General features: G+C 44.1%; 17 protein-coding genes. 9 read left to right on the top strand and 8 right to left on the bottom strand.

The window, feature by feature from the left end; genetic code table 11:
* Positions 1-48: 48 nt before the first annotated feature.
* Positions 49-1,182 (bottom strand): hypothetical protein, encoded by a 1,134-nt coding sequence (locus H6F63_RS12575; RefSeq protein WP_190637808.1) that lies wholly within the window; start codon positions 1,180-1,182, stop codon positions 49-51.
* A 478-nt stretch (positions 1,183-1,660) separates the two neighbouring features.
* On the opposite strand from H6F63_RS12575, the gene dacB reads away from it, so the two are divergent.
* Positions 1,661-3,313 (top strand): D-alanyl-D-alanine carboxypeptidase/D-alanyl-D-alanine-endopeptidase, encoded by a 1,653-nt coding sequence (gene dacB, locus H6F63_RS12580; protein ID WP_190637810.1) that lies wholly within the window; start codon positions 1,661-1,663, stop codon positions 3,311-3,313.
* A gap of 79 nt (positions 3,314-3,392) precedes the next feature.
* Here the strand turns inward: dacB and H6F63_RS12585 are convergent, their stop codons facing one another.
* Both H6F63_RS12585 and smc read right to left on the bottom strand, forming a co-directional pair.
* On the bottom strand, positions 3,393-4,388 hold the full coding sequence (locus H6F63_RS12585) for a PRC-barrel domain-containing protein (protein ID WP_190637812.1): 996 nt from the start codon (positions 4,386-4,388) through the stop codon (positions 3,393-3,395).
* A 244-nt stretch (positions 4,389-4,632) separates the two neighbouring features.
* On the bottom strand, positions 4,633-8,292 hold the full coding sequence (gene smc / locus H6F63_RS12590) for a chromosome segregation protein SMC (RefSeq protein ID WP_190637814.1): 3,660 nt from the start codon (positions 8,290-8,292) through the stop codon (positions 4,633-4,635).
* 255 nt (positions 8,293-8,547) lie between these two features.
* On the opposite strand from smc, the gene H6F63_RS12595 reads away from it, so the two are divergent.
* The 5 genes from H6F63_RS12595 to H6F63_RS30970 all read left to right on the top strand — a co-directional run bounded on the left by H6F63_RS12595 (position 8,548) and on the right by H6F63_RS30970 (position 15,144).
* Positions 8,548-8,901 carry a DUF433 domain-containing protein gene (locus H6F63_RS12595; protein ID WP_190637816.1) on the top strand — a complete coding sequence of 118 codons (354 nt, stop codon included), beginning with the start codon at positions 8,548-8,550 and terminating at the stop codon, positions 8,899-8,901.
* Positions 8,876-9,247: a DUF5615 family PIN-like protein gene (locus tag H6F63_RS12600; RefSeq protein ID WP_190637818.1), complete on the top strand. Its 372-nt coding sequence runs from the start codon at positions 8,876-8,878 to the stop codon at positions 9,245-9,247. Before H6F63_RS12595 ends, H6F63_RS12600 begins: the two co-directional genes overlap by 26 nt.
* Before the next feature lie 93 nt (positions 9,248-9,340).
* Complete coding sequence (locus H6F63_RS12605; RefSeq protein WP_190637820.1) at positions 9,341-11,509, top strand: NACHT domain-containing protein; 2,169 nt, start codon at positions 9,341-9,343, stop codon at positions 11,507-11,509.
* A 148-nt stretch (positions 11,510-11,657) separates the two neighbouring features.
* Positions 11,658-12,326 carry a restriction endonuclease subunit R gene (locus tag H6F63_RS12610; RefSeq protein ID WP_190637822.1) on the top strand — a complete coding sequence of 223 codons (669 nt, stop codon included), beginning with the start codon at positions 11,658-11,660 and terminating at the stop codon, positions 12,324-12,326.
* Between the two features lie 97 nt (positions 12,327-12,423).
* Positions 12,424-15,144 (top strand): protein kinase, encoded by a 2,721-nt coding sequence (locus tag H6F63_RS30970; RefSeq protein ID WP_190637824.1) that lies wholly within the window; start codon positions 12,424-12,426, stop codon positions 15,142-15,144.
* A 34-nt stretch (positions 15,145-15,178) separates the two neighbouring features.
* Here the strand turns inward: H6F63_RS30970 and H6F63_RS12620 are convergent, their stop codons facing one another.
* From H6F63_RS12620 to pheS, 4 genes are all read right to left on the bottom strand, one after another.
* Positions 15,179-16,645: an adenylate/guanylate cyclase domain-containing protein gene (locus H6F63_RS12620; protein ID WP_190637826.1), complete on the bottom strand. Its 1,467-nt coding sequence runs from the start codon at positions 16,643-16,645 to the stop codon at positions 15,179-15,181.
* A 247-nt stretch (positions 16,646-16,892) separates the two neighbouring features.
* The gene (locus tag H6F63_RS12625) at positions 16,893-17,366 is read right to left on the bottom strand and encodes a hypothetical protein (RefSeq protein ID WP_190442044.1); all 474 of its coding nucleotides are present in this window, start codon (positions 17,364-17,366) and stop codon (positions 16,893-16,895) included.
* A 544-nt stretch (positions 17,367-17,910) separates the two neighbouring features.
* On the bottom strand, positions 17,911-18,948 hold the full coding sequence (locus tag H6F63_RS12630; RefSeq protein ID WP_190637828.1) for a molybdopterin-dependent oxidoreductase: 1,038 nt from the start codon (positions 18,946-18,948) through the stop codon (positions 17,911-17,913).
* A 241-nt stretch (positions 18,949-19,189) separates the two neighbouring features.
* Positions 19,190-20,194, bottom strand: a complete 1,005-nt coding sequence (gene pheS, locus H6F63_RS12635) for a phenylalanine--tRNA ligase subunit alpha (RefSeq protein ID WP_190422289.1) — start codon at positions 20,192-20,194, stop codon at positions 19,190-19,192.
* Between the two features lie 126 nt (positions 20,195-20,320).
* On the opposite strand from pheS, the gene surE reads away from it, so the two are divergent.
* From surE to H6F63_RS12650, 3 genes are all read left to right on the top strand, one after another.
* Complete coding sequence (surE, locus tag H6F63_RS12640) at positions 20,321-21,118, top strand: 5'/3'-nucleotidase SurE (protein ID WP_190422291.1); 798 nt, start codon at positions 20,321-20,323, stop codon at positions 21,116-21,118.
* 761 nt (positions 21,119-21,879) lie between these two features.
* A complete protein-coding gene (locus H6F63_RS12645) occupies positions 21,880-22,296 on the top strand; it encodes a hypothetical protein (protein ID WP_190637829.1) in 417 nt (138 codons plus the stop codon).
* 364 nt (positions 22,297-22,660) lie between these two features.
* Positions 22,661-23,371, top strand: a complete 711-nt coding sequence (locus H6F63_RS12650) for a hypothetical protein (RefSeq protein WP_190637831.1) — start codon at positions 22,661-22,663, stop codon at positions 23,369-23,371.
* A 20-nt stretch (positions 23,372-23,391) separates the two neighbouring features.
* On the opposite strand, the gene H6F63_RS29625 is transcribed toward H6F63_RS12650, so the two are convergent.
* On the bottom strand, positions 23,392-23,598 hold a 207-nt coding region (locus H6F63_RS29625), incomplete at its 5' end, for a hypothetical protein (RefSeq protein WP_206755826.1).

A 23,598-nucleotide genomic window follows, 5' to 3' on the forward strand; every position in this document is an offset into this window, starting at 1 on the left:
AGTTATGAATTTCAAACTCACAACTCATAACTATCTCATTACGCCTATCTAATTGGAAATAGGCACATTCTTAAATGCCTGCGTCTCAGGTATGTAAATGTCAAGGGTGTTGGTTCCCTCTGGTACCCTCAGCCAAACATACGCATCACCCGAAGCTTGGGGACGCAATAAATACAAAGAAACGTTTCCCGTGGAACGATTAAGCAAGTCAACTGCTTCGTAGGTTTCGCTGGTGACAGGATTTCTGGCTGTTGTCCCGCCTACAGAGATAATGTCACTCCCAACTATGTTATCCGTTGCCAGACGGCGGACGCGCATCTGCACGTTCACTACGTCGCGGGTTCTCAATTCTGGGTCTGCGACCCGCTTTACTGAAAGCAACTCTACTTGTGCCTTTGTACCCAAAGCAGGCTGCACAAATTGACCTGGTTGAATTCCAACGTTGCGGCGAGGCGTACTGGCTGTGCTATACGGGACTTGAGATTGGGGAACTGGGGCAATTGGCGCTGTGTTAATGGGTGCTGGAGGTGCGGGTGCCATTCTACTCACTGGATTAGCGGTGGCATCAGCAATTGGCACATTCCTAAATACTCCCGTGTTCTCAACAAAAATGTCAATAGTGTTAATGCCTGCTGGCACATTTAACACAACATAAGCTTCCTGTGGTTGACCTCGACTCAACTGATATAAAGAAGTTGATCCGGATGAACGATTAAGAACATCTACTGCATAGTAAGTTTCGTTGGTGATAGGATTACGGGCGGTTGTAGACCCAGGACTAATAATGTCACTACCCCCAACATCGTCTGAAAGACGATTAATTCGCATCTCAACGGTAACTTCATCGGGTGCGCCGAGAACTCTCCGGACTGCGGTTAATTCTACTTGCGCTTTGTTGCCTAAAGCAGGCTGGACAAATTGAGCGGGTTGAATGCCAACACTAGGCAGGGGAGATGCGGCGGGTGGTTCAACTGTCGGACTGATAGAAGGGCTGACGGTAGTAACGGGTGCGATCGCATCTCTTGATGCCAGCCGCTGATACAGCCAGAAGCCAGCTGCCACTAAACCCAAGGTCGAGAGTACACTCGCTAAGACGACCCAAAGATATTTTCTCCCGTTGTTGTCCCGGTATCGCTCTCTTGGAATATTATTTTTGTCAACATCTCGCTCTTGTATCGCCATGATTATAATTACCTAAATCTCTTTTGTTGAAAATATAAAAATTTGATTATTATGTATATTATTTATATTAACGAAGCCTACTAAGCTCTATCATTAGAAATATTTTCATAAATATATAACAGTCCTAAATGGTTTCTGAACCCCTGTAGGGACATGGCAATGCCATGTCCCTACACCAGGGTGAATACTCGTTCACAACTTAAATAGAATTGCTATAGCACTCCTAAATGATTTGTGAAGGCGAGATACCCGACTTCTCTAAGAAGTCGGGTATCTGAACTACTGGCAATTCATTTATAAACTTTCTGTTTTTTTCCTCTGTGTCCTCTCTTGCCTCTACGGTTCGTATAAAACTATAGACGTTGTATGCAACATCTCTATACATAAAATAGAATTGCTATAAACTATTCTTGATATTGCCACCTGTCTCCGGTAAGATTTATAAAATCCCAAGCATTTTTATTCAGAAAAAATCTTAATGATAAAAATATCATCAAAAATAAGTGAGATAGCAGCCCATCGGGAAAAATCAGATTTTAAGGATACAGGACATCCCAATTCTGGTTCTCAGCAAGGCAGGCAAGATGGCTGCGCTACGTCTATTAAGAAAGGAAAAGGTTACTCAAGATTAATTAAAATTAGTGAAATTAGTAGCCTGATACTAATACTAAACACTCCGTTGCTATCGTGGCACCAAGCAGCGCAAGCAAATAATCAATCGTCCCATCCAGATAAGCTGAATACAGCACAAGTTTCTCAAACCCAAAAGCCTCAAGCTGCTGCTTTATGTCCTTCCCAACTAACAACTGCAATTGATGCTATTACAAACCGTCCGCAGTGGAGTCGCGCTCGTTGGGGGATTTTGATTGAACCGTTAACTAAAAATAGCATCTTCTACAGCCGCGAACAAGGAAGTTACTTCATACCAGCATCTAATGTAAAGGTGCTAACAACAGCTGCTGCCTTACACAAATTGGGTTCTCAGTATCGGATTCGCACCTCTATTTATGGAACGGGTGATGGTTCTTTGCGCGTTGTGGGACGAGGAGATCCCAGTTTAACGGATACCCAATTGAGAGATTTGGCGCAACAGTTGAAGCGGCGGGGAATTACTCAGGTAAAACAGTTAATTGTAGAGGACGATTATTTTAAAGGACAGGCGGTAAATACCAGTTGGGAATGGGGAGATTTGCAGGCAAACTATGGCGCACCAGTTAATAGTTTGATTTTGAATCAAAATGCTGCGACGCTGACAATATCACCGCAAACCCCAGGAAAACCATTGCAAACATCGTGGGCAGATCCTCTGGCACTAACTCAATGGAGAATTGAAAATAATTCGGTAACAACAGAAGCAAAATCGCCAGCCTCCATAGAACTTAATGCTGTGTTAGGGAAACCAGTGTTACAGATTAAAGGACAATTGCCTGCTGATGCTAAACCTGTGTCTTTGAATATGGCAATTATTAATCCAGCAGATTACTTTTTGCGACACTTGCGACGCGCCTTGGCAATTGAGGGAATTACTGTTGCAGAGGCAATGGTTGGATCAAACTCTCAACTTCCAACTCAGGAACTAGCCGCTGTGGAATCACCGCCCTTGGGGACTTTGTTGGCTCAGACAAATCAGAATAGTAATAATTTATATGCGGAAGTGCTGTTGCGATCGCTTGGTGCCACAGCCACAGTCCAGAGTGATTCATCCCTACAACAGGGCTTAGCTGCCCTTAAACAGACATTAACAGAATTAGGAGTAGATCCTAGCAGCTACGTGCTAGATGATGGTTCTGGGCTGTCTCGCCATAACCTGGTGAGTCCAGCAGCACTGGTGCAAACTCTCAAAGCGATCGCAAAGACTCCAGAAGCAGCTATATATTTAGCATCATTACCTGTGGCTGGAAAAAGTGGCAGTCTTCTAAATCGCTTTCAAAATACGCCAGCTCAAGGTATTGTGCAAGCGAAGACAGGAACGATGAGCGGAGTAGTTTCTTTATCGGGGTATATGAGCCACCCAGAGTATGAAACTATCGTTTTTAGCATTATTGTGAATCAATCCGACCAATCGGCGGCGACGGTACGGCAGGCAATTGATGAAATTGTGCTGCTACTGACGCGCTTAAAAAAGTGCTGAGTTTTGAGTTAGCTTAGGTGCAAAATTCCCTCATTCCTTGGCTGCGGCCTGGGAACGAGGGAATTTTGCCTTTTGCCTTTTAATAAGCGCCGTCTTCGTATTCTGGCGCTTTGGTTTTTTCAGGGATGTTTATCCGAGGTGCTTTGTAAGGTGGCTCCTCAGCATCTTCCCAAACATCTTTCTCTTCGTATTCGTCTTCTTCGTACTCGTCCTCGTATAGTTCCGGTTCTACATAGGTTCGCTCTTCTTCATAGCGAACTACTCGCCGCGTCTCGGTTGTCGCTTCGCTCCAGTTATCCTCTTCTTCGTCTTCTTCGTAATAAATTGATTCCGCCCGCCGCGCCCGAATTGGCTGTGGTTCTGGTTCTTCCCAATACTCCTCGTCCTCGCTCCAGCGAGCTTCTTCAATTACAGGGGCAGAAGCGCGAATAGAGGTTGCTGGTTTCGCGTTGACGGGAATTCCAGTAGGCAGTTGATTTTCAGGACGGACTGTTGGTTGGAAGTAAGCTTCCTCTTCGTCGCGTTCCCAAGGGGCTTTGCCAATGCCAAGACGCTCTAAAAGACCCACAGTTAGCTGAACCAAGCGTGCTTCGGAACCTTCAAAAACAATCAGACGATTTGGGCCACTGCTGACAATTTCATCAATTGGCAGCTCATAGGTACTTACAACCTGATCGGGAATTTGCGGCAGCCCTAAAGAAGCAATAATCAGCGAGAAAACTCTGCCGTCTTCACCATCAAACTTGAAACCCCGCACTTTGCCTAAAAGTTCACCTGTTTCGGTAATTACTTCGCTGTTGATCAGGCTGCTGTAGGCTTCAACGTCGATATCTTCAATAACGTCATCATTATCAACTAGGATGACATCACCCATCTGACGAACGCTGCTGAGGAGCATATACCGTGGCATCCCCGCAATCGAGAGTAGGTTGTCTCGCAAACCCAGTGCTACAACTTTCCGCTGGTCGATGTCTACTAATAGCTCCTTAATAATCCCCAAGCGCTTACCAGTGTCGCGGGTAATGACTTGGGTATTTAAGATGTCAGAGCGTTGAAGGATTTGTTCAGATGTCATTGGAGGCCCAATCCCGATCTCGAATCTTATTAGTTATTTATAGTGACATACTCCTACAATAACCTGAGTACAGGTATTGTGTCGGTTTCTCAGCGAATCCGACTATTGCTTAGCAGGAGATTGCCAATCTCCGGGGTATTGAACTCCATCGATTGACCGCCTATCCATCCCAATACCAAACGAAATACCGCTATGGTGTCGGACTTTCGGCGAAGATTGCTAAATCAAATCATACAGACTCTTTTTAGGAATGCAATTTTAGCCCCAAAACTTGGGTGTAAGCTCCTCGCGCCTGAGTGACACCGATAGTGCGCTCAGATGATTCAATCATTGGGCGGCGGAGGCTTACAACAATAAACTGCGCCTGCATAGCTTGTTGTTTGATCATTTTAGCTAATCGCTCTACGTTTGCTCCATCTAAAAACATATCAACTTCATCAAAGGCGTAGAAAGGAGAGGGGCGATAGCGTTGCAGGGCGAAGATGAAACTAAGGGCGGTTAGAGATTTTTCGCCGCCAGACATGGAAGCAAGCCGCTGCACAGGTTTGCCTTTGGGATGGGCGACTAAGTTAAGTCCTCCGTTGAACGGATCTTCGGAATCATCAAGTTGTAAATAACCGTCTCCATCGGAGAGTTCGGCGAATATTGCCTGAAAGTTTTCGTTTACTGCGTCGAATGCTTCTTGGAAAGCGCGGCAGCGCAGGGTGGTGAAGTTTTCAATTCGTAATAATAATTCGGTGCGTTCGGCTTCTAATGTTGTTAATTTCTGAGTTAGTTCTTCAAGTCGGGTGGTGGTGCGGTTGTGTTCTTCCAATGCCAGCATATTTACAGGTTCCATTGCTTGCAGGCGTTTGGTAAGGTTACGCATCTCTTTGTGCATTTGTTCTAGTTGATCGCTTAACTTGTCAAATGCGATCGCATTTGACTCACTAGATTCTGGATTTACCAGCATTGGCACTTCTGGCAGAGGATCGGGTAATTCTGCTTGTTGCGTTTCCAGTTGAATTTTCACAGCAGTAAGTTCTTCCCGCCGCGATTGTTGCGTTTCTTGGAGTTTTTGCAGTTGCCATTCCAGCTGCTGTTGAGAAAGATGACGTTCTCGCAGTTGAGTTTCGCTGGCGTCGCGTTGTATTTTTGCTTCGCCCAACCTTTCCTCTTGTTGTTTCAAGCCTGTTTGAGTTTGGCTAATTTGTTCGCTGAGTGTTGACAACTGTAGAGATGCGAAATTTCGCGTCTCTACAACTCCTGATAGCTGGGTGCGATATTCCTGCAAACGATGGTGGGATTCTTGACTTTTTTCTTGCAGACGCTGCTGCTGATTTTCTAAATCTTTTAATCTTTGTTCGGCGGTGCGGAGAGCTTTTTCCCGTTCAGAGAGATGTTGCTCATCAGTTTTAATTGTTGCCTGAATTTGTTGCCATTCGCTATGCGTCTGAGATTGCTCTAATTCTGCCAAAGCTTGCCGCAATTGTTGCAATTGTGCTTCTTGTACGGGTAATTCAGCGTCTAGAGATTGTAAGCGAGATTCGGCAGTGTGGAATTCTTGGGTATTTTTTGAAAGAAGCGATCGCGTTGTTTCAGCTTGGGCAACTAAACTCTTAATTTCCTTCTGTAACTGTTCAAAATGTAACTCTTGCTCCCGCCGCTTAGCCTTCGCTTCTGTCAATTCTAAATTCAGTTGCTTTGTCTTTGCAGAAAGGGTATAAATCACCTCGCCACAACGTTCTAAAATTCGGTCAATTTCTTGTAGGCGATTTCTCAACGCGATCGCTTCCGCAGATTCTCCCGCGTCAGCAGTACCGAAATGCAGCCCAGAACGTTGACTGCTACTACCGCCAGTCATTGCGCCGCTACTTTCCAGCAGTTCCCCTTCTAAGGTTACGATGCGGTGTTGTCCCAAGTGACGACGAGCATCATGAATATTTTCAAAGACAACGGTACTCCCAAAGACGTAAGCGAAGATATTCCGATAACGGGAATCGCATTCAATCAAATTCACCGCATAATCGACAAATCCGTCGGCATAACGCAGCGCCACCATTGGCGCAAATCGCGGTGGCTGAATTTTATTTAAGGGTAAGAATGTAATCCGCCCTGCCCGTTTTTGCTTCAGCAGTTCAATTCCCGCCGCCGCCACGCCGTCATCTTCCACCACTAGATTTCCCAGTCTCCCACCAGCAGCAATTTCCAGCGCCAAGGCGTAGCGGGGTTCGACTCGCCCCAATTGGGCAACTAAGCCGCACACGCCGGGTAATCCTGATTGCTGTATAACTTTGGTGGCGAAGGTGCCTAAGCTTTCCTGTTCAGCTTGGGCTTGGGCTTCTAGTTTATCGAGTTGGCGTTGTTTATCCCGTTGCTCTTGTAAGAGGCGCTTTTGCGTGTCTTGCTGAATTTGCAGATCGCGATCGCCTGCTGCCAAACCTTGAGCTAAAGATTGAATTTCTTGGGCGTAATCAGATAATTGTATTTCAAAATCAGCCAAACGAGACTGTTTTGCGGCAATTTCCGGCTCAATTGTTTGTAAAAGTTGACTTTGCTCCTCGATTTGCCGCCCCAGATTGGTATAACGCTCTCTCAGTTGAGCTTGTTCGGTGCGCTGGGGTTCGACAGTTTGTAATAAAGTTTCGATTTGGCGACTTAGGGCAGTTTGTTGCTGCACCCAAGCTTCGGACGCAGATGCGATCGCTTCCGCATCTTCCCGATGCCGATATAGAGTTTGCTGCGCTTGGTTGCGTTGTTCCTCCAGAGGCGCGATCAGCATTTGTCCGCGCTGCTGTTCTTCAGTCAGTTGTTGTAGAGTTTGCTGGTGTTGTTGAATTAACTGCTGCTCTTGTTCTATATTGCCAGTGGTATGATGAGCTGCTGTTTCTAACTCTTGTTGCTGGCGTTGTAAATTACGCCGTTCGGCTTCCTGATTTGCCAGAAGTGATTGCAAAGCCAGGAGTTCTTCTTCCCCCAAAGCTTTCACACGGGCATTAAGTTGATCGAGTTCTGCCGTTGCTTGCTGAATTTGCGCTTGTAATGCTTGAAGTTGGGCGGTTAATTCAGTTGAAGTGCGATCGCCTGCTTCAATTTGTTCGCGCAGTTTCGATTCTTGTTGCTGAAGATTTCGCCATTTGAGAACAGCTTCCCATTGTTCTTTCTGGTGAAGTTCGGCGCGGAGTTTTTGGTATTTTTCCGCTTTGATGCGATCTTGAGATAAGCGATCGCGTTGGGCAATTAATTCTGCCTCCACAATGCGACAGCTATCTTCCCGTTCCTTAACTGAGTCTAACGTCTCTTTCGCCTGGACAATCTTTCTGTCGAACGCCGCCACACCAGCCAACTCATCAATAATTTCCCGGCGTTCTCGCGGGTTCATAGAAATAATCCCGGTGACATCGCCTTGCAACACCACGTTGTAGCCTTCGGGATATATTCGCAGTTGATTAAGCTTTTCGTGGAGTTCCGTCAGGTTGCAGGATTCGCCGTTGATGTAGTAATTCGAGGTGTAAGTTCCCTGCTGGGTGACGCGCAGCTTCCGCGTCACACTCCACTCTTTCTCCGTCATATCTAGCCCCCCCTTTTCTAGGGTGGGTTGGGGGGAATCTCCCGCCGTTGTCCGATGTCCGTTGCTATTGCCAACAACCGTACCGCTAACATCTGACAAATCAAACGTAGCTGTGACGCTGGCTTCTACAGTCCCTCGATGGGGATGGTTGTGATTCACCAAGTCGGGCAAGCGTTCCGCCCGCATTCCCTTAGAACTGGCAAGTCCGAGGCAAAATAGCAGCGCATCAAGAATATTCGACTTACCCGATCCATTTGGGCCCGATACGACAGTAAACCCCGGCAGCAAGGGGATTTTCGTCGTGCCACCGAAGGATTTGAAGTTGGTGAGTTCCACGCGCTTGATATAGACCATAGGCGCTGGGCGTTGCCGGAAAGTACAGGTGTATCAGTGAAGGATTCTCAACAGGTTAGCACAGTGATAAGAATATCGAACCGCAGAGGCGCTGAGAACCCGGAGAAAGTGTAGCGGTGTTATGTCTTTGGTTATATTGCGAGAATGCTTCTGGTCAAGAACGCGATCGCTCCTTGGTCGCACGCTCCACAACTTACTACGCGAACATTTTCCCAAAATGTAAGATTATCTCATAAACCTATAACGAGGTGAGCCATGCAACTAGAAGATTATTTCGACTTTCAGCGCCCCGATGATATTCGGTTGAAAGGTACAAGAGTAGGAATTGAAACTATCCTCTATGATTTCATTCATCGGAGTCGGACTCCCGAAGAAATTGCCCAAAGTTATCCCACAATCAATTTAGAACAGGTCTATGCCACTATTCTCTATTATCTGCATAATAAAGAATCTGTCAGCGCTTACATAGCTGATTGGCTAGAACATGATCATAAAATGCGAGAAGAACAGCGACGCAATCCTTCACCCGTTGTTGTTAAACTTATGAAACTAAAAACTGAAAGAGAAGAAATTAAGAAAGTAAATGAGTCTGAAATATCTGCTAGATGAAAATGTTGATAAAGTCTATCAGCGTCAATTCCTCCGGCAAAATCCCAGCTTAATCATGTGGGTGGTTGGCGATCCTGGCGCTCCCACAAGAGGCACGCTAGACCCAGAAATTTTGTGCTGGTGCGAGGAGCATAACTTCGTATTGGTGACAAATAACCGCACATCTATGCCTATACATTTGACTGACCATATTGCACAAGGCCGTCACATACCGGGTATTTTAATTTTGAACGATAAGCTCAGTATTAGTCAGACTATCGATGAGTTAATTCTGATTGCTGAAGGGTCTTTTGATCAAGAGTATCAAGACCAAATTATTTACTTGCCACTGCCTGAATATGATTAATGCCTATGACTGGTTTAAGTAACGAGTCAGGAGAACGCGATCGCACCTTCGTTGCATCCTCCGCTTCGCATCCACACCTCTTTATCTCCAAATATGACAACTCCTGACTTGCTTCCGCTACTGCTTTTATTGCTGCTGGGATTGCTTGCCGTGATTGGGGGGCTTCTGCCTAGCGCATTTGATAAACAGAATTCCTTACGCGGCAAGTGCTTCATCTTTGGGATAGGAATGTCGTTTGGAGTGATAGGCATCGTTGGTGCCACGTTACTCGGTACACCACAGGCAGAGCAAAACGCTGACTGGATTCAGAACGTTTACTGGACTTTGGGCTTTGGCTACGTCTTTGCGGTGCCAACGACGCTGTATTTGCTCAGAAGTAGGCAAGGAAATAACGCTGAAACTTCCAGCAATATGCCAGAGGCAATTTCACAGCGATGGCGGCAGGAATTGTTGGCAATTATGCTAACTGATGTAACAGTGCGGATGGAAGACTCTCTGCATGATGATCAGTTGATTCCGCTGCTGATGGAAGACCAACGGGAAGAGGTAGGACGACCTCCAGAAGTAACGGTGAATGCTAAACCGTCTCCCGCTTGGTGGGAGAAGCTACCAAAATTTATACGAGTAACCGCTGAGTCTGAACCTGGCAAGAAAATTATAGATGTCTTTGAGCGAGATGATATTGCTGGCAGATTGCTAATTTTAGGTGCGCCCGGATCGGGCAAAACTACGATGCTGCTGGAACTAGCGCAAGACTTGATTACAGCTGCCCAACAGCAGCCAGAAAAGCCAATCCCGGTAATATTTGAACTTTCTAGCTGGAAAGATGATAAGCAAGCGATCGCTGACTGGCTGGTAGCTGACTTGAAGTTCCGCAATAATATCCCAGAAGCAATTACTCGCGAGTGGTTAGAGACAGGTAAATTATTGCCGTTGTTGGATGGTTTGGATGAATTGCAAAGCCGTCAGGGAAAAGGTATCGCCAGAATTAATAAATTTTTGCAAACTACTTCTCGCCTATCTCAAATTGTCGTCTGCTGTCGTGAGGAAGAGTACAAAGCAGGTGAGGAAATCTTAACGCTACGGGGAGCAGTTTGTCTGAAGCCACTGGAAGATAATCAGATCAAAGGCTATCTGCAACGGTTGAACTGCGGACATCTCTGGCAAGGTATTCAGCATGACCCAGATGGTTTGCTAGCGTTAGCAAAGATGCCGCTGTTTTTACATCTTATTCCGGTAGCTTATCCAAATGGTTTAGAAAGCAAAGCTAAACGCTTCAATTCTCCGGCTGAACTTGAAGTATATCAAGAAAAATGCCGTAAAGATTTGTTTGACGCATACATAAAACGCCGCTTAGAACTGCCTCACAACTATCAAGGATATAAACCAAAGGATAGTAAACGCTGGTTTATTTGGCTGGCTAAAACCCTGAAAAAGCAACAGCAGACAGAGTTTTTTATTGAAAAAATACAGCCAGAGTTTTTACTTCTAACTAAAAATCAATTAATGACCATACTTTTTATTGAAACAATTTATCGATTGATTAACGGAGTATTTTTCGGATTGAGTGGCGGATTAATTTATACAGTGCGTTCTGCATTAATTGATGGGTTGAATCAAGCTTTGATTGGTGGTATAGAAATATGGCTATTATTAGCGATAATTTATATAAGCATTGATTTTATTAGGATTACTGGGATATCTAGGGATAAAATAAAGCTTGCCGATGGCTTAGATATGACTTGGCAAAAAGCTGTAAGTTGGCTGATAGGGGGGATAATAATTGGGCTGTTTCTTGGACTGACTGATAAACAACTAATTAAGGGACTGATTATAGGACTAACTTTGGGGATGAGTTTGATGCTGATGTTTGGGGTGACAGGAGAAAAGATAAGAAGCAGAAGTAAACCCAATCAAGGGATTAAAGATTCAGCAAAAAATATTATAGTCATTAGTTTAGTTAGCTTGCCTGTAGCAATGCTATCTTACACAGTACCGCTAGTAGCTAATGGACAGTCTATTGAGCCTATTAATATTGTAATTAATGGGCTTAGTTGGGCAATATTTTTTGGCATCACTGCTGCTGGTGTACCTGTCATTCAACACTTCGCCTTGCGCCTAATATTGTGGAACAGTGGCGCGATTCCCTGGAACTATGCGCGTTTCCTCAGCTATGCAAATGAGCGTAGGTTGATTAAACAAGTCGGCGGACGCTATCGCTTCATTCACGACTTGCTAAGAGAACACTTTGCCAAAATGTAACTGCATATAGCAATTTTATTTGAGTGGTGAGATGCCAGCGGTTCAGATCCCCGACTTCTTAAAGAAGTCGGGGATCTTGCCTTCGCTATTATTTCGGGTTGCTATAAAATAATAGTTATAAGTTTTATTAGAAAATAGCAATAGAGCGATGACTGCTAATCTAGACGCAAAAAGCCTAACCTTGAGAGATGTTCATCGTCTTTTAAAAATTGAAGAGCATTTCAATGCTTCAATTCCATCATTACTAACGCTGGAACCTTTAACAGAATTTGAACAGCAAGAGATTATACAAATTCGCAATTTATTTCGCGATTACTACGCAGAGGGTAAAATTTCCGAAGGGCAAGTTAAATTCTTATTCGTCGCTCGGTTGATGTGGTTGGCTGGGTTCTATCAGCCTAGTATTAAGATAACCCTAGAAGAGGGGATTGCTGATATTTCCATCGAAGATGAAGAAACCATCATCAAAGGACGGATGGATATTTTGGCAATAAATAAAACTCAAACAACAACAGATACACTTTTCTGGATTTTGATGATTGAAGCTAAAAACAGTAGTGTTAACGCAATGGAGGGTTTACCTCAATTGCTCACTTATGCTTATAAAAGTCTAGAGTATCAAGAATCAGTTTGGGGATTGACAACGAACGGAATGGATTATCGTTTCGCGTATCTACAGCAAGGAATTTCCCCAAGCTATCAACTATTGCTAGCACTGAACTTGATTGACTCTGAACCTTCAATCCAATTGCTACAAGTTCTAAAAGCAATCTGTAAGTTACAAAACATTGCAACGCCTGTTGAAGTAGTATCTTGAACTACGTTAACTGCCTCGTGCATCCTTCACAACTAATCTGTAGTCCCACTCAGCTATGATTCTTGTATTAAGATAACGACCAGCAGCGTGAAACCAGATGACACCGACGCTATTGAACAATCGCTATCGCATCATCCAGGCGTTGGGAACAGGCGGTTTTGGCGAAACCTTTCTGGCGGAAGACACGCATATGCCTTCCCGTCGCACTTGTGTCATTAAGCAACTCAAACCCATCACCAACAACCCCCAAGTTTATCAACTCGTTCAAGAACGGTTTGATAGGGAAGCGGCAATTTTAGAAGAACTAGGTGAGTGTAACCAGCAAATTCCCCGGTTATATGCCTACTTTGCGGAAAACGAGCAATTTTATTTAGTTCAAGAATGGGTTGAAGGTGTCACCCTGAATCAAAAATTACAACAGCAGGGGGTTTTAAGTGAAAGTTTAGTTAAGGAAATGCTGGTAAATATTTTGCCAGTTTTAGACTATATCCATTCTAAAGGAATTATCCACAGAGATATTAAACCCAGCAATATTATTTGGCGAGAAAGGGATGGCAAACCCGTTTTAATTGATTTTGGCATCGCTAAAGAAATGATGAATACTGTCGTGGATGCCCAAGGAGAAATTACTAACTCAATTGCCGTCGGTACGTTGGGGTTTATGCCTTCAGAACAAGCGGCAGGTAAACCACTATATTCTAGTGATTTATATAGTTTAGGATTGACGGCGATTTATTTGCTTACTGGGAAACGTCCGCAAGATTTGCAGACAAACCCGGACACGGGGGAAATGAATTGGCGCACCGATGCTTTAGGGAGCCAAATTGCACCAATTTTAGATAAAGCGATTTGCTACCATCCACGCGATCGCTATCCGACTGCTAAAGCAATGTTAGCAGCTTTGCACACTCAAGATAGGGTTCTGCCAAAACTTCCAACAACCATCCCGCCTTCTGAGAAGGAAACCATTAACCCGGCAGATATAGAAACTTTACCCGTTTCTATTCCTACTATTAGTCAAAAAGCAGCAGCGCCTAAAATCACCTACAGCCAACAAGGATATCGCAACCGCCAGATATTACTTAACAAGGTAAAAAATTACTGGGTTAAAGGCGTTTTAGAAACTTCCTTACACGGTAAAGCATTAATTGAACTAGGTTTAGAAAAACGCCTAGATGCTTTAGATCGTCCTTGGGGTATGGTCTGGGAAACCCCCGATCAAGCCCGAGAAACTCTATCTAATAATATCAGGATTAGCGATTTATTCCAACAAATGGGAATCGGGCGATCGCTTTTAATTTTAGGCTCTCCAGGTTCAGGCAAAACAACAACGCTACTAGAACTCACCCGCGATTTAATTGCAAGTGCTGAACAAGACACCAATCAGCCAATTCCGGTAGTATTTAACCTCTCTGCTTGGACACAAGAGAAGATAAAGATTGCTGATTGGCTAGTTCGAGAACTCAACGTGAAATATCAAGTTTCCAAAGAGATTGGCAAAAATTGGATTAAAAATCAACAATTAATTTTGCTACTAGATGGGTTAGATGAAGTTAGCACTAAACTGCGAGAAAATTGCGTAGAGGCGATTAATAAATTTAGCCAAGAATACGGAGAAACCGAAATAGTAGTTTGTAGCCGAGTCAAAGATTACGAGCTATTATCAAATCGCCTGAGATTTCAAGGTGCAGTCTTCATTCAACCACTAACTCTAGAGCAAATTCATCAATATCTGAAGAATGCAGGTTCAGAACTTGACGCAGTGAACACAGCGCTGCAAGCAGATACCATACTGCAAGAATTAGCCAAGTCACCGCTGATGCTGAGTATTATGACTTTCGCTTATCAAGGAATGTCCATTACAGAATTGCCAGGAATGAACTTGGAAGAACGCCGCCAACATTTATTTGATAAGTATATTCAAAGGATGTTTGAGCGTCGAGGCATTAATAATAAATATTCAAAAGAGCAATCAATCCGCTGGCTGAGTTGGCTGGCGCAAAGACTCTCTCAGCAGTCGCAAACTGTATTTTTAATAGAACGACTACAACCAGATTGGCTAAAGAAAAAAAGACAAAAATTAATTTATGCGATTAGTATTTGGCTTACTTTCTTTATTTTGGCTGCAACAGTAGGCGAACTACTTCTACCCACCAGTAAAATGATTTTGTCGTTAATCTCTAGCAGTGTAATTTTTTGGCTAATTTTTGGTGTTTATCGTATTAAAACGGTTGAAAATCTCAAATGGTCTTGGAAAAAAGGTAGTAATAGTCTGATTCGGGGAATTATTTTTGGCTCGATTTCGGGATTAGTTATTAAAGTCACTTATGAAATAATTTTTAACCCGCTACACTGGAAGATAATCTATCCTCAGTTCTTACCCTTACAGCTTTATTCATTGACTCGCGGCATAGTTTTTGGGCTAAGTATGGGGCTAGTTTATGGTTTAATTAGTGGTTTAACTGCTCCTAGTATCCAAACAAGGACGGTTCCTAATCAAGGGATTCGGCAGTCTAGTAAAAATGCTCTTGTATTTGGTTTAATTGGCTTGTTTGTGTTAGGCACATCGGCTAATATATTAAATTGGGCTGCCTGGTTTTGGGGAATTTTCGGATTATCGTTTGGGGTAGCAGCAGGTGGCGGGGAAGCTTGCGTTAAACACTTTGTATTGAGAGTTATTCTATATTGTAGTGGTTCTATTCCTTGGAATTATGCCCGTTTTCTCGACTATGCTACTGAGCGCATTTTTTTACAAAAGGTTGGCGGCGGGTATATTTTTGTTCACCGATTGTTGTTAGAGTATTTCGCTCAGAAATAATTTTTTTATTTAGTAGAATAGGGTAGTTTATATTTTAAACTTTTAATTGCTTATAGCTTGGTTCGTAAATAGCGATCGCTTCCTCTTTCCCCTTCACCTTCACCGACTTATCTACCAGTCGCAACGAGAAGGTTTCTGGGTGGTACAAACTATTTACCACTGACTCTGTTACCAAAATCTGACAGTCATACTGCTTAGTTAAACCCTCAACCCGAGAGGCTAAATTCACCACATCGCCAATCACTGTAGAGTCAATGCGCGAGTTAAATCCTACAGTACCCATCACCACGTCACCGCGATGGATACCGATACCGACTGCGATCGCAGGCAAACCTTTTTCCACCCGCTCCTCATTAAAAAGAGAGAGTGTCCCCTGCATCAAAATTGCTGCACGCAGAGCGGAATCAGTTGCTTCATCATCGAACAATGCCATAATCGCATCGCCAATATATTTGTCAATAAAGCCGCCACTCTTCTCAATCGGCCATCCCATACATTCCAAGAAGTCATTCAAAAACGAAAACGTCTCGAATGGTGTCATTTGTTCCGCCATTGAACTGTAACCCCGGATATCGCAAAACAAAATCGTCATAGTTCGCGTCGCCGATACACCCACCTGAATATTTTCAATTCCCTCTGGTGCAATAACTGAAAGAAATTTATCCGGCACGAACCGCTCAAACGATTCCAAAGTCTTGTGCAACTTACTAAACGATGCTTGCAACGCTGCCGACATCTCGTTAAAAGACTTTGCTAAATCTCCGATTTCATCTGACAAGTTAATTTCTGCACGATGCTGTAAATCCCCAGCGGCGATTCTGGCAGCACTCACCTGCAAACGCTGCACCGGATCGCTCAACCGCTTTGCCAGAATATATGCACACACTAAACTAACGGCGAGTCCCACAACACCTACTAACACAGCCTGATTTATTGCATAGACAACAGCACGGTTAATTTGCTGTGACGACATTCCGATCCGCAACGTGCCAATTGTTTCACCCGATACCAGTTTGATGTCCGAACTTACTTCTATAAATCGTTCGCCACGCTTCGCCCGCACACGCCCCAAGAACTTGATATCTCGCAGAAGAAATGTTTCTACAGCATGAGACTGTCGGGATTTTAGCGCCGCATTTGTCACTTCTACTGGGACAATATCTGGAATATACTGGTTTTGGAAATCGCTGGGCGACGAGGCAAGAATCTGATTTTTTTTCCGGGCATCAGAAACAAGAATGTATAAAAAATCCTGGTTTTCCCTCATCAATAAATCCAGATCCACGCGGATTTGACCCCAATTTTCTTCAGAGAGTTCGTTACCCAAAGCATAAGCTGACAACTTAACTAAGGACTTTGCTTGACTCTGCTGCTGCTGACGGTAGAGGTTACTCTCAGTATTCGCCCAAACCCAGACTATGGAGCCAACCAGTCCGACGATCAACAACGTCGTAGCGGTCATAAATTGGGTGTGGATTGAGCGAAAAGCAAAAACTTTCATCCGGCTTTATTTATAACATTCTGTTTTGGTTTAAATACAACTAGCGTCATTTAGCAATTTAAGGAAGAGTTGGGGAATCTTGGTTTAGGTAATAGGTTGCTGCCAATTATCTATAGCAGTCTTTGCAGGAGTGGGAAATCTTTTTCCGGTTGTAGATAGGCTCTTTTGTCCTACGAGTTACAACCTATTACCTATGCTTCCTAAGCTATTCTTTATAGAAGAATGGGGCTTGCTACGCTTAGGCAAGTTAACTTGTTGAATCAGTTTCTTTCTTGGGTTTATTCAACTCTCTGCATTTAGCTTCAGCCTCTTTATAGGCTTCTGAATACTTTTTACTACCCATGATTAAATTTCCGTAATATTCATGTGGTAAAGCATCATAAACAGGCAGTGGCTCATCGTCTGGATAATCTTCTTTGGCTTCTTCTACTGCTGCAACAAGTTTCTTCACAGTTAAACTTTGTGCCGGAAAGTAGAAAAATTGTTCTGCATTTTTATTGAGGTGTGGCAGTGTGGGATCGATAATACAAGTCTCAAGCTCAATCCAACTATGCTCAATCGGTCTGTATGGCTTTCCATCCCCAACTAAAAATCCTTGTACATACATACATCCTTCAGTTAATAATGCCGCTTTGTAAGCATTGTCAAAGGGATTTTTTGCTTTGCTTTTAATGCGCTCGGAAAGTTCTTTTGAGAGAGTTTCATCTAATGGTTTGTTCATCGGGAATCCTTAAAAGAGATTGAAGTTTTTAATTCTTTTTTGTATAGTATAGCTCAGTCTTTTATTGTTTCTATCTCGAAGAGTCCTATGAGCAAAGTAAAAGTTAAAATTATACATTGAGAAGAAAGACTGTAACTTAGATTATATTTCAAAGCTTTTATTTGATTGATAGCATAATTTATATTCCCATAAACCTATTAGAGATGATGTATAGCAATTCAAGGGTTGGGTGCGATACATCTGTAAGGGCATGGCATTCCCATGCCCCTACCAAGGCAGCGTGAACATCAGAACCACAATATATTCCACCCAACTGAGAAACGCTGTACAAATACATCTAATGGTTGAGAAACTGTCGCAGTCCGATTGAATGGGTACAAGCTACCTTTTCTATAAAATAGTTTCCGCCAATTCAGGAGGCTCCATAAAGGGGAAAAAGAGAATTTCATAAATGAATTAGGATTACTATTTACTCGGTACAATCTAGTTAACATCTATCAGAGTTTTACCTTATGGGGTGGCAATAGTTCGGTATTAATTCCTATTAGGGATAAAAACCTTCTAAGAAAGTCACCCATCGCTGTCTATTCAAAGGGCGCGAAAACCCCGTCCCTGCTTGACACTCAGAACTAAAAGCCAGCGTCAATGGCCCCCCCATTTTTGCGGGAATAGGTTGTTTGTCATTGCCCCATCTGGTCGCCACCAGAATGTCACACTCCCGCAAATCGGTTGATCCCAAGCGGACTGGATTGGAGGGGTCATGGTAAATTGGTGCCTTCCCGCGAACTACAATTTCCCCATTGGCGGGCAGCTGGATACCTGCGAAGGCTAGAATATCGCGTACACGCACCCCGTGAAGTTTGACTTCGCCGCTGGGCCAACCCATTCTGTAGCCGACATTTTCCAAAATTGTAACTTGGGGAAGTTTATCAAGAGCGGCTAAGTCTAGTTCGCGCTTTCCTACACGTAATTTTACTGGTTCAGTACCAATTATCATGTGGGTAACGTAAAACGCCCAGGATAATTCGTTATACTTTTTTTTCAAATTAGGGTATTGTGTATGCGGAATGACTAAATAAATAGGGCCACCTTGATCGCGGGGAATTGGTTTGCCATTTCTAGCGATCGCTAAAGTAATCGGGTAGGCAAGCAAATCCTTCACGCTGATCGTCGCTTGGTAGCCGTCAAAGCAGACAAAAGTAATATTTGTAATATCCGACGCGATCGCTAACTTTTTCAATAGTGTAGATACACGGATGCCGCGAAAGTCGAAAATCTCCTCTTGGTTGAGTACGGCATTGGGATCTGTGGTTTTTACATGATTTGTTGCCAATGCCTGTAACTGTTGCCAGCTCAATGTCACGGCTTTGCCCTTGGTAACTTGCCCCTCAATAACCAGATTCCACTCCTCCGGTGATGTTTTGGTATTGGCTTTCACCATCTGGGCGTTGAGAGCGATCGCTTCAGTTCGCCATGCCTCCAGCTGCTTATCCGTTGGCTGATTTGTACAAGCTCCAAGGCAGACAATACTTGTCACTAGCGATACTAGAGGCAAATTTTTCCCTACTGGATTCACCCACATTTAAAGAATACTTCTTTAGGTAGTTTACCGAAAAGCGATCGCTACTGTACTGAGAGCGACTTAATTCTTTTTAACACAGTTATCGCAATTCATCCGGGAAAATACCAAGTCAGTAAGCTATTTAGAATATCCTCCTTCGGAGGAATAAAAAGGGGTAGGAGGTAGAGGTTAGAGGTAAGGGAAAAACTTTAGAACTATAAGTTTTATCCTTCTTACTACCTACCACCTACCACCAAATTTCTTAAAACTGACGCAAAAAGCGCAAATCGCTGCTGTACATTCGACGCACATCATCAATTTGATGCAGCACCATTGCAAAACGCTCAGCACCGAAACCCGCGGCAAACCCAGTATAAACTTCTGGATCGTAACCCACCTTCTTCAGCACATTGGGGTCAACCATACCGCAGCCCATCACTTCTAACCAGCGTCCCTGCCATTGCACATCGACTTCCGCAGAAGGTTCGGTGAATGGAAAATAACTGCCCCGGAAACGAATCGGTAACTCAGCACCGAACATCTCCTCTAAAAACACCTTAATAGTGCCTTTAAGGTCTGTAAAAGTTAGCCCCTGATCAACTGCCAAAATTTCTACTTGGTGGAAGACTGCCGAATGGGTAGCATCTACCGTGTCTCGTCGGTAACAGCGTCCTGGTGCCACAATCCTGATTGGCGGCTCATTTTCTTCCATGTAGCGAATCTGCACCGAAGAAGTATGCGTCCGCAGCAGATTGCCATCCGGCAGGTAGAAGGTATCCTGCATATCGCGGGCGGGGTGGTCTGCGGGGGTGTTCAGCGCCTCAAAATTGTAGTAGTCTGTCTCCATCTCCGGCCCTTGGGCAACGGTGTAGCCAAGACCAACGAAGATATCTACAATGCGGTCAATTGTGCTGTTGAGCGGGTGCTTGCGACCGAGGGGGCGGTAAACTCCTGGCATAGTGACATCCAGGGTTTCCGATTCCAATGCGGCTTGGATTTGGGCTTCCTGCAAGGTTGTCCGCTTGCGATCCAGGTCATTTTGCAGCGCTTCTTTGACTTCGTTTGCTAAAGCACCAATCCGGGGGCGATCGCTTGCGTCTAATTTACCCAAACCCCCTAATACTTTGGACAGCTGCCCTTTTTTACCCAGGTAGCCGACTCGAAGTTCCTCTAGTTGTGCAAGAGTAGAAGCAGCAGCGATCGCATTCGTCGCATCCTGTTTAAGCGCGGCTAGTTGAGCCTCAAGCTCCGAAAGCGTAGTGGTCATTTTCTACAGACAGTCTTCAGTTTGGCATCTTTAGCTTGAGTTTAACGCGATTTGACTCATTCATCTGCATTCATCTATTACAAGCTGCGGTGCAAAATAGAATTTGACTCCTCCTGTAGTAACTTAATGAAACTGTTAATCAGCAACGATGATGGCATCTTCGCCTTGGGCATTCGCAATCTCGCCAATACCCTCGCCGAAGCCGGACACAATGTCACCGTAGTATGCCCCGACCGGGAACGGTCTGCCACTGGTCACGGTCTTACCCTGCACGACCCCATCCGCGCTGAAGTCGTCGAGTCGATTTTTCACCCCACAGTCAAAGCCTGGTCTTGTTCGGGAACTCCCTCGGACTGCGTAAAACTGGCGCTAGGTGCTTTGCTTGATGCGCCCCCGGATTTTGTCTTATCTGGCATTAACCACGGTTCTAACCTTGGCACTGATGTCCTATACTCAGGCACAGTTTCAGCGGCAATGGAAGGCGTAATAGAGGGAATTCCCAGCATCGCTTTTAGTCTGACCAGTTACACCTCAAGGGAGTTTCAAACCGCTGCCAAATTTGCCAAAATCTTCATGGATAAGTTAAGCTTGCAGCCGCTACCAGAGGCGATGTTACTCAACGTCAATGTGCCGCCTGTGAAATGGGAAGATATTGCTGGTGTCGCCCTGACTCGTCAAGGGATTCGTCGCTATTTTGATATTTTTCAAAAGCGGGTAGATCCACGCGGAAAAACTTACTATTGGTTAGCTGGTGAAGCTTTGGAAGAAGTTGAACAACCTGAAAATCCGCTTTTACCCAGTCACATAGAAACCGATGTGCAGGCAATTCGGAAAAACTACATTACCGTAACGCCCTTGCAATATAACCTCACCTATGCTGCTGGAGTTCGCAGTTTGCAGGAATTCAAGATTTTTGAGCTTTGAGGAACTTTGTCCCTCGTCCGCGATTCCGACCTGCTCAAGCGGTCTCAGAGATTATCCTCGTTCCCAGTCAGAGGCTGGAAGGGGCAACCATTTTTTTCTCTTGCCTTTTTTGGTGCGGTTATCACGCTAAATTATTAGTACAAATGTACTAATATTAGTAGTACACTGTAGTCAAGGAGTTGCAGTCAAAGACACGTAAGTGTATCGCCTGTGGTGAGAGGAAGAAGGCAAAGGAAACCCTACTTCGACAAAAAGCGAGATATGGGTAAATGGGTACTCAGCTTATTTGATTTTACTCAGGCCTTATAGCAATTCAAGGGTTGGGTGCGCTACATCTGTAAGGGCATGGCATTGCCATGTCCCTACCAAGGTGGCGAAAACAAAACAACCGCGATATATTCCACCCAGCTGAGAAACGCTATATTTACTGACATAACGGCTGCAAACCCCTACAGCTTAACCGTTTGTCAGCCTTTTGAAAAAGCTTTCACGTACAAGCAAATAGCACTTGCTTTCATCGAGTGTAAACGATCCGAATCTCTTTAGAGCGATATTCCCGATTGCTTTATCAACTAGGAATTACTGCCTAGCTTTATTGCAAGTAATTGACAGGAACAGCGTAGTACGAAGTCCGAGGCGAAGCGATCGCATTCCAAATAAATATTCTTTCAAAAAACTAAATAAACCACCTCTTTCTAAGAGCAGCCAGCCTGCCAAAGTCCTGTATTACCTAACAATGAGCGATCAAGGAGATAAAGAAGATGATGAAGGAGTTTAAAGCCCCATCTCTGGTGCTGCAATATTTGCTGGCAGGTTGCTGTCTGTTAGCCAGTGGCTACCTGTTAGCCGCTCTCAACTTGCCTTCCAATCCGACCTCGGCACTTAAGGAACGGCAATCCGTAGAGCGTAGCACCACCGCCTGCACAGAAATTGTAAAGCCGAAGGCGACGCTATCGCGATCGCAATTAGCACGACTCTTAACAGTGCCTGAGCGCAGCTCTCGGCGCAACGTGCAACAAATCGTGAAAGAGCCTTATTGCCGCTTGCCGAATGTGAGCATTCGAGCAGGAGCGAAAACCGAGCGCGAAATTCACCCTTTGGCGTTCGATCCGCAAACATCGCTAGTCGTTTTTTATGAAGGAGAAACCTATGTGGGATATGGTTTTAAACGTCCTTAAAAGGGTACAGGTAACAGCGGACACAGCACTGGCCCTCATCTACATTTCCAGGTGCGTGCTGCTGAAACAAGCAAGAAAATTTCTGCATCCAAAAAACAAATTTCCTGGTTTTTAACCGGAAAGCAGCCTAAATTATCGGTAGATTAATACCATTCTCCTAGTTTCTAAGATCGTGAAGGCGGTCTTATTTTATGCGATTGCGACTGGGAGCATCCCGTATTTGCAAATCGCCCACAGACTGGAAGTCTGGGGCTACACAAACAAAGCCTGCCTCCGCAGGCTGAATGAGTCCGCGCAGGCGGACTTGGTGTGTGTAGCCGCGTCCAATCGCCTGGCGTTTTTACTAAATTGTTCACATCCTGAAATGATTGGTATGAATATCATAAAAAATTCAAAATTAATTCAAATAATAGGAATCTGCCTTGTCCTAGGACTTGCTAATAGTTGTTCTTCCGATAATCTCTCTAAAGCCCCAGTGGAATCCCAAGCTTCTGCGAATGTTGCCGAGCAACCTGTTGTGACGGAGAAAGAAAATACAGATAATAAAGGCGAAAGCAATAAACAAGAAGCTGCGCGTGATATAACTTACAACCCTACAACACCTGAAGATAATGATGCTGTTAAAGATCAGAAGTCATTTATTGAACATATTAGGTATGTAAATATTCCTTACTGGGTTAGGAAATCCTTTTTTGATAAAGGACTAAACAAAAGTTATAGTATTCATTTTAGAGATATCCGACAGTTATATTTACGGGGTGACTTTAATGGAGATAATAAAATAGATATTGCTCTAATGCTCGCAGAGAAAAAGCCTCAAGGTGAAACACAGGTTTTTAATCGCGCGATGGCAATTTTTCATGGTGGAACCCAAGAAGTTATTTTAATCGACAAAGAGCTTGGTGCTGATGATGTTTGGGAAGTTATTCCTAAAGCTGAGGCTGCTAAATATAATGCCTCGATTCCCTCGTCTTGGAAACAAGGAGAGGGGATTTCTCTCTCCAAAGCAGCATCATCCAGTAGATTATTCTATTGGGATGGTAAGCAATACACTTATTATGCAACCAGTGATTAAGGTTTAACTTAAGAGGGCGTTTAATCCCATTTTATTTTCTTAAGGCTAAGCATTTGATTCCCCCAACCCCCCTTTTTAAGGCAGGGCTGATTCATTGGTGAGAGAAAAAAGAGCATGAAGAAAATGGAGAGGTAGTCGTTGTCTACGTTAGTGTAATGAGCTTGATAGCGCATCTGCAACAAATTCGAGATTTCCGCACCCAACCCCGTTATCCGTTGTGGGTAGTA

Source organism: Trichocoleus sp. FACHB-40, assembly GCF_014695915.1.
In the GTDB taxonomy this organism is placed as follows: domain Bacteria; phylum Cyanobacteriota; class Cyanobacteriia; order Cyanobacteriales; family FACHB-T130; genus Funiculus; species Funiculus sociatus.

Bases quoted from the DNA above. Each gene is read 5' to 3' on its own strand.
- H6F63_RS12575 (WP_190637808.1), bottom strand. From the start codon at position 1,182: ATGGCGATACAAGAGCGAGATGTTGACAAAAATAATATTCCAAGAGAG.
- dacB (WP_190637810.1), top strand. From the start codon at position 1,661: ATGATAAAAATATCATCAAAAATAAGTGAGATAGCAGCCCATCGGGAA.
- H6F63_RS12585 (WP_190637812.1), bottom strand. From the start codon at position 4,388: ATGACATCTGAACAAATCCTTCAACGCTCTGACATCTTAAATACCCAA.
- smc (WP_190637814.1), bottom strand. From the start codon at position 8,292: ATGGTCTATATCAAGCGCGTGGAACTCACCAACTTCAAATCCTTCGGT.
- H6F63_RS12595 (WP_190637816.1), top strand. From the start codon at position 8,548: ATGCAACTAGAAGATTATTTCGACTTTCAGCGCCCCGATGATATTCGG.
- H6F63_RS12600 (WP_190637818.1), top strand. From the start codon at position 8,876: ATGAGTCTGAAATATCTGCTAGATGAAAATGTTGATAAAGTCTATCAG.
- H6F63_RS12605 (WP_190637820.1), top strand. From the start codon at position 9,341: ATGACAACTCCTGACTTGCTTCCGCTACTGCTTTTATTGCTGCTGGGA.
- H6F63_RS12610 (WP_190637822.1), top strand. From the start codon at position 11,658: ATGACTGCTAATCTAGACGCAAAAAGCCTAACCTTGAGAGATGTTCAT.
- H6F63_RS30970 (WP_190637824.1), top strand. From the start codon at position 12,424: ATGACACCGACGCTATTGAACAATCGCTATCGCATCATCCAGGCGTTG.
- H6F63_RS12620 (WP_190637826.1), bottom strand. From the start codon at position 16,645: ATGAAAGTTTTTGCTTTTCGCTCAATCCACACCCAATTTATGACCGCT.
- H6F63_RS12625 (WP_190442044.1), bottom strand. From the start codon at position 17,366: ATGAACAAACCATTAGATGAAACTCTCTCAAAAGAACTTTCCGAGCGC.
- H6F63_RS12630 (WP_190637828.1), bottom strand. From the start codon at position 18,948: ATGTGGGTGAATCCAGTAGGGAAAAATTTGCCTCTAGTATCGCTAGTG.
- pheS (WP_190422289.1), bottom strand. From the start codon at position 20,194: ATGACCACTACGCTTTCGGAGCTTGAGGCTCAACTAGCCGCGCTTAAA.
- surE (WP_190422291.1), top strand. From the start codon at position 20,321: ATGAAACTGTTAATCAGCAACGATGATGGCATCTTCGCCTTGGGCATT.
- H6F63_RS12645 (WP_190637829.1), top strand. From the start codon at position 21,880: ATGATGAAGGAGTTTAAAGCCCCATCTCTGGTGCTGCAATATTTGCTG.
- H6F63_RS12650 (WP_190637831.1), top strand. From the start codon at position 22,661: ATGATTGGTATGAATATCATAAAAAATTCAAAATTAATTCAAATAATA.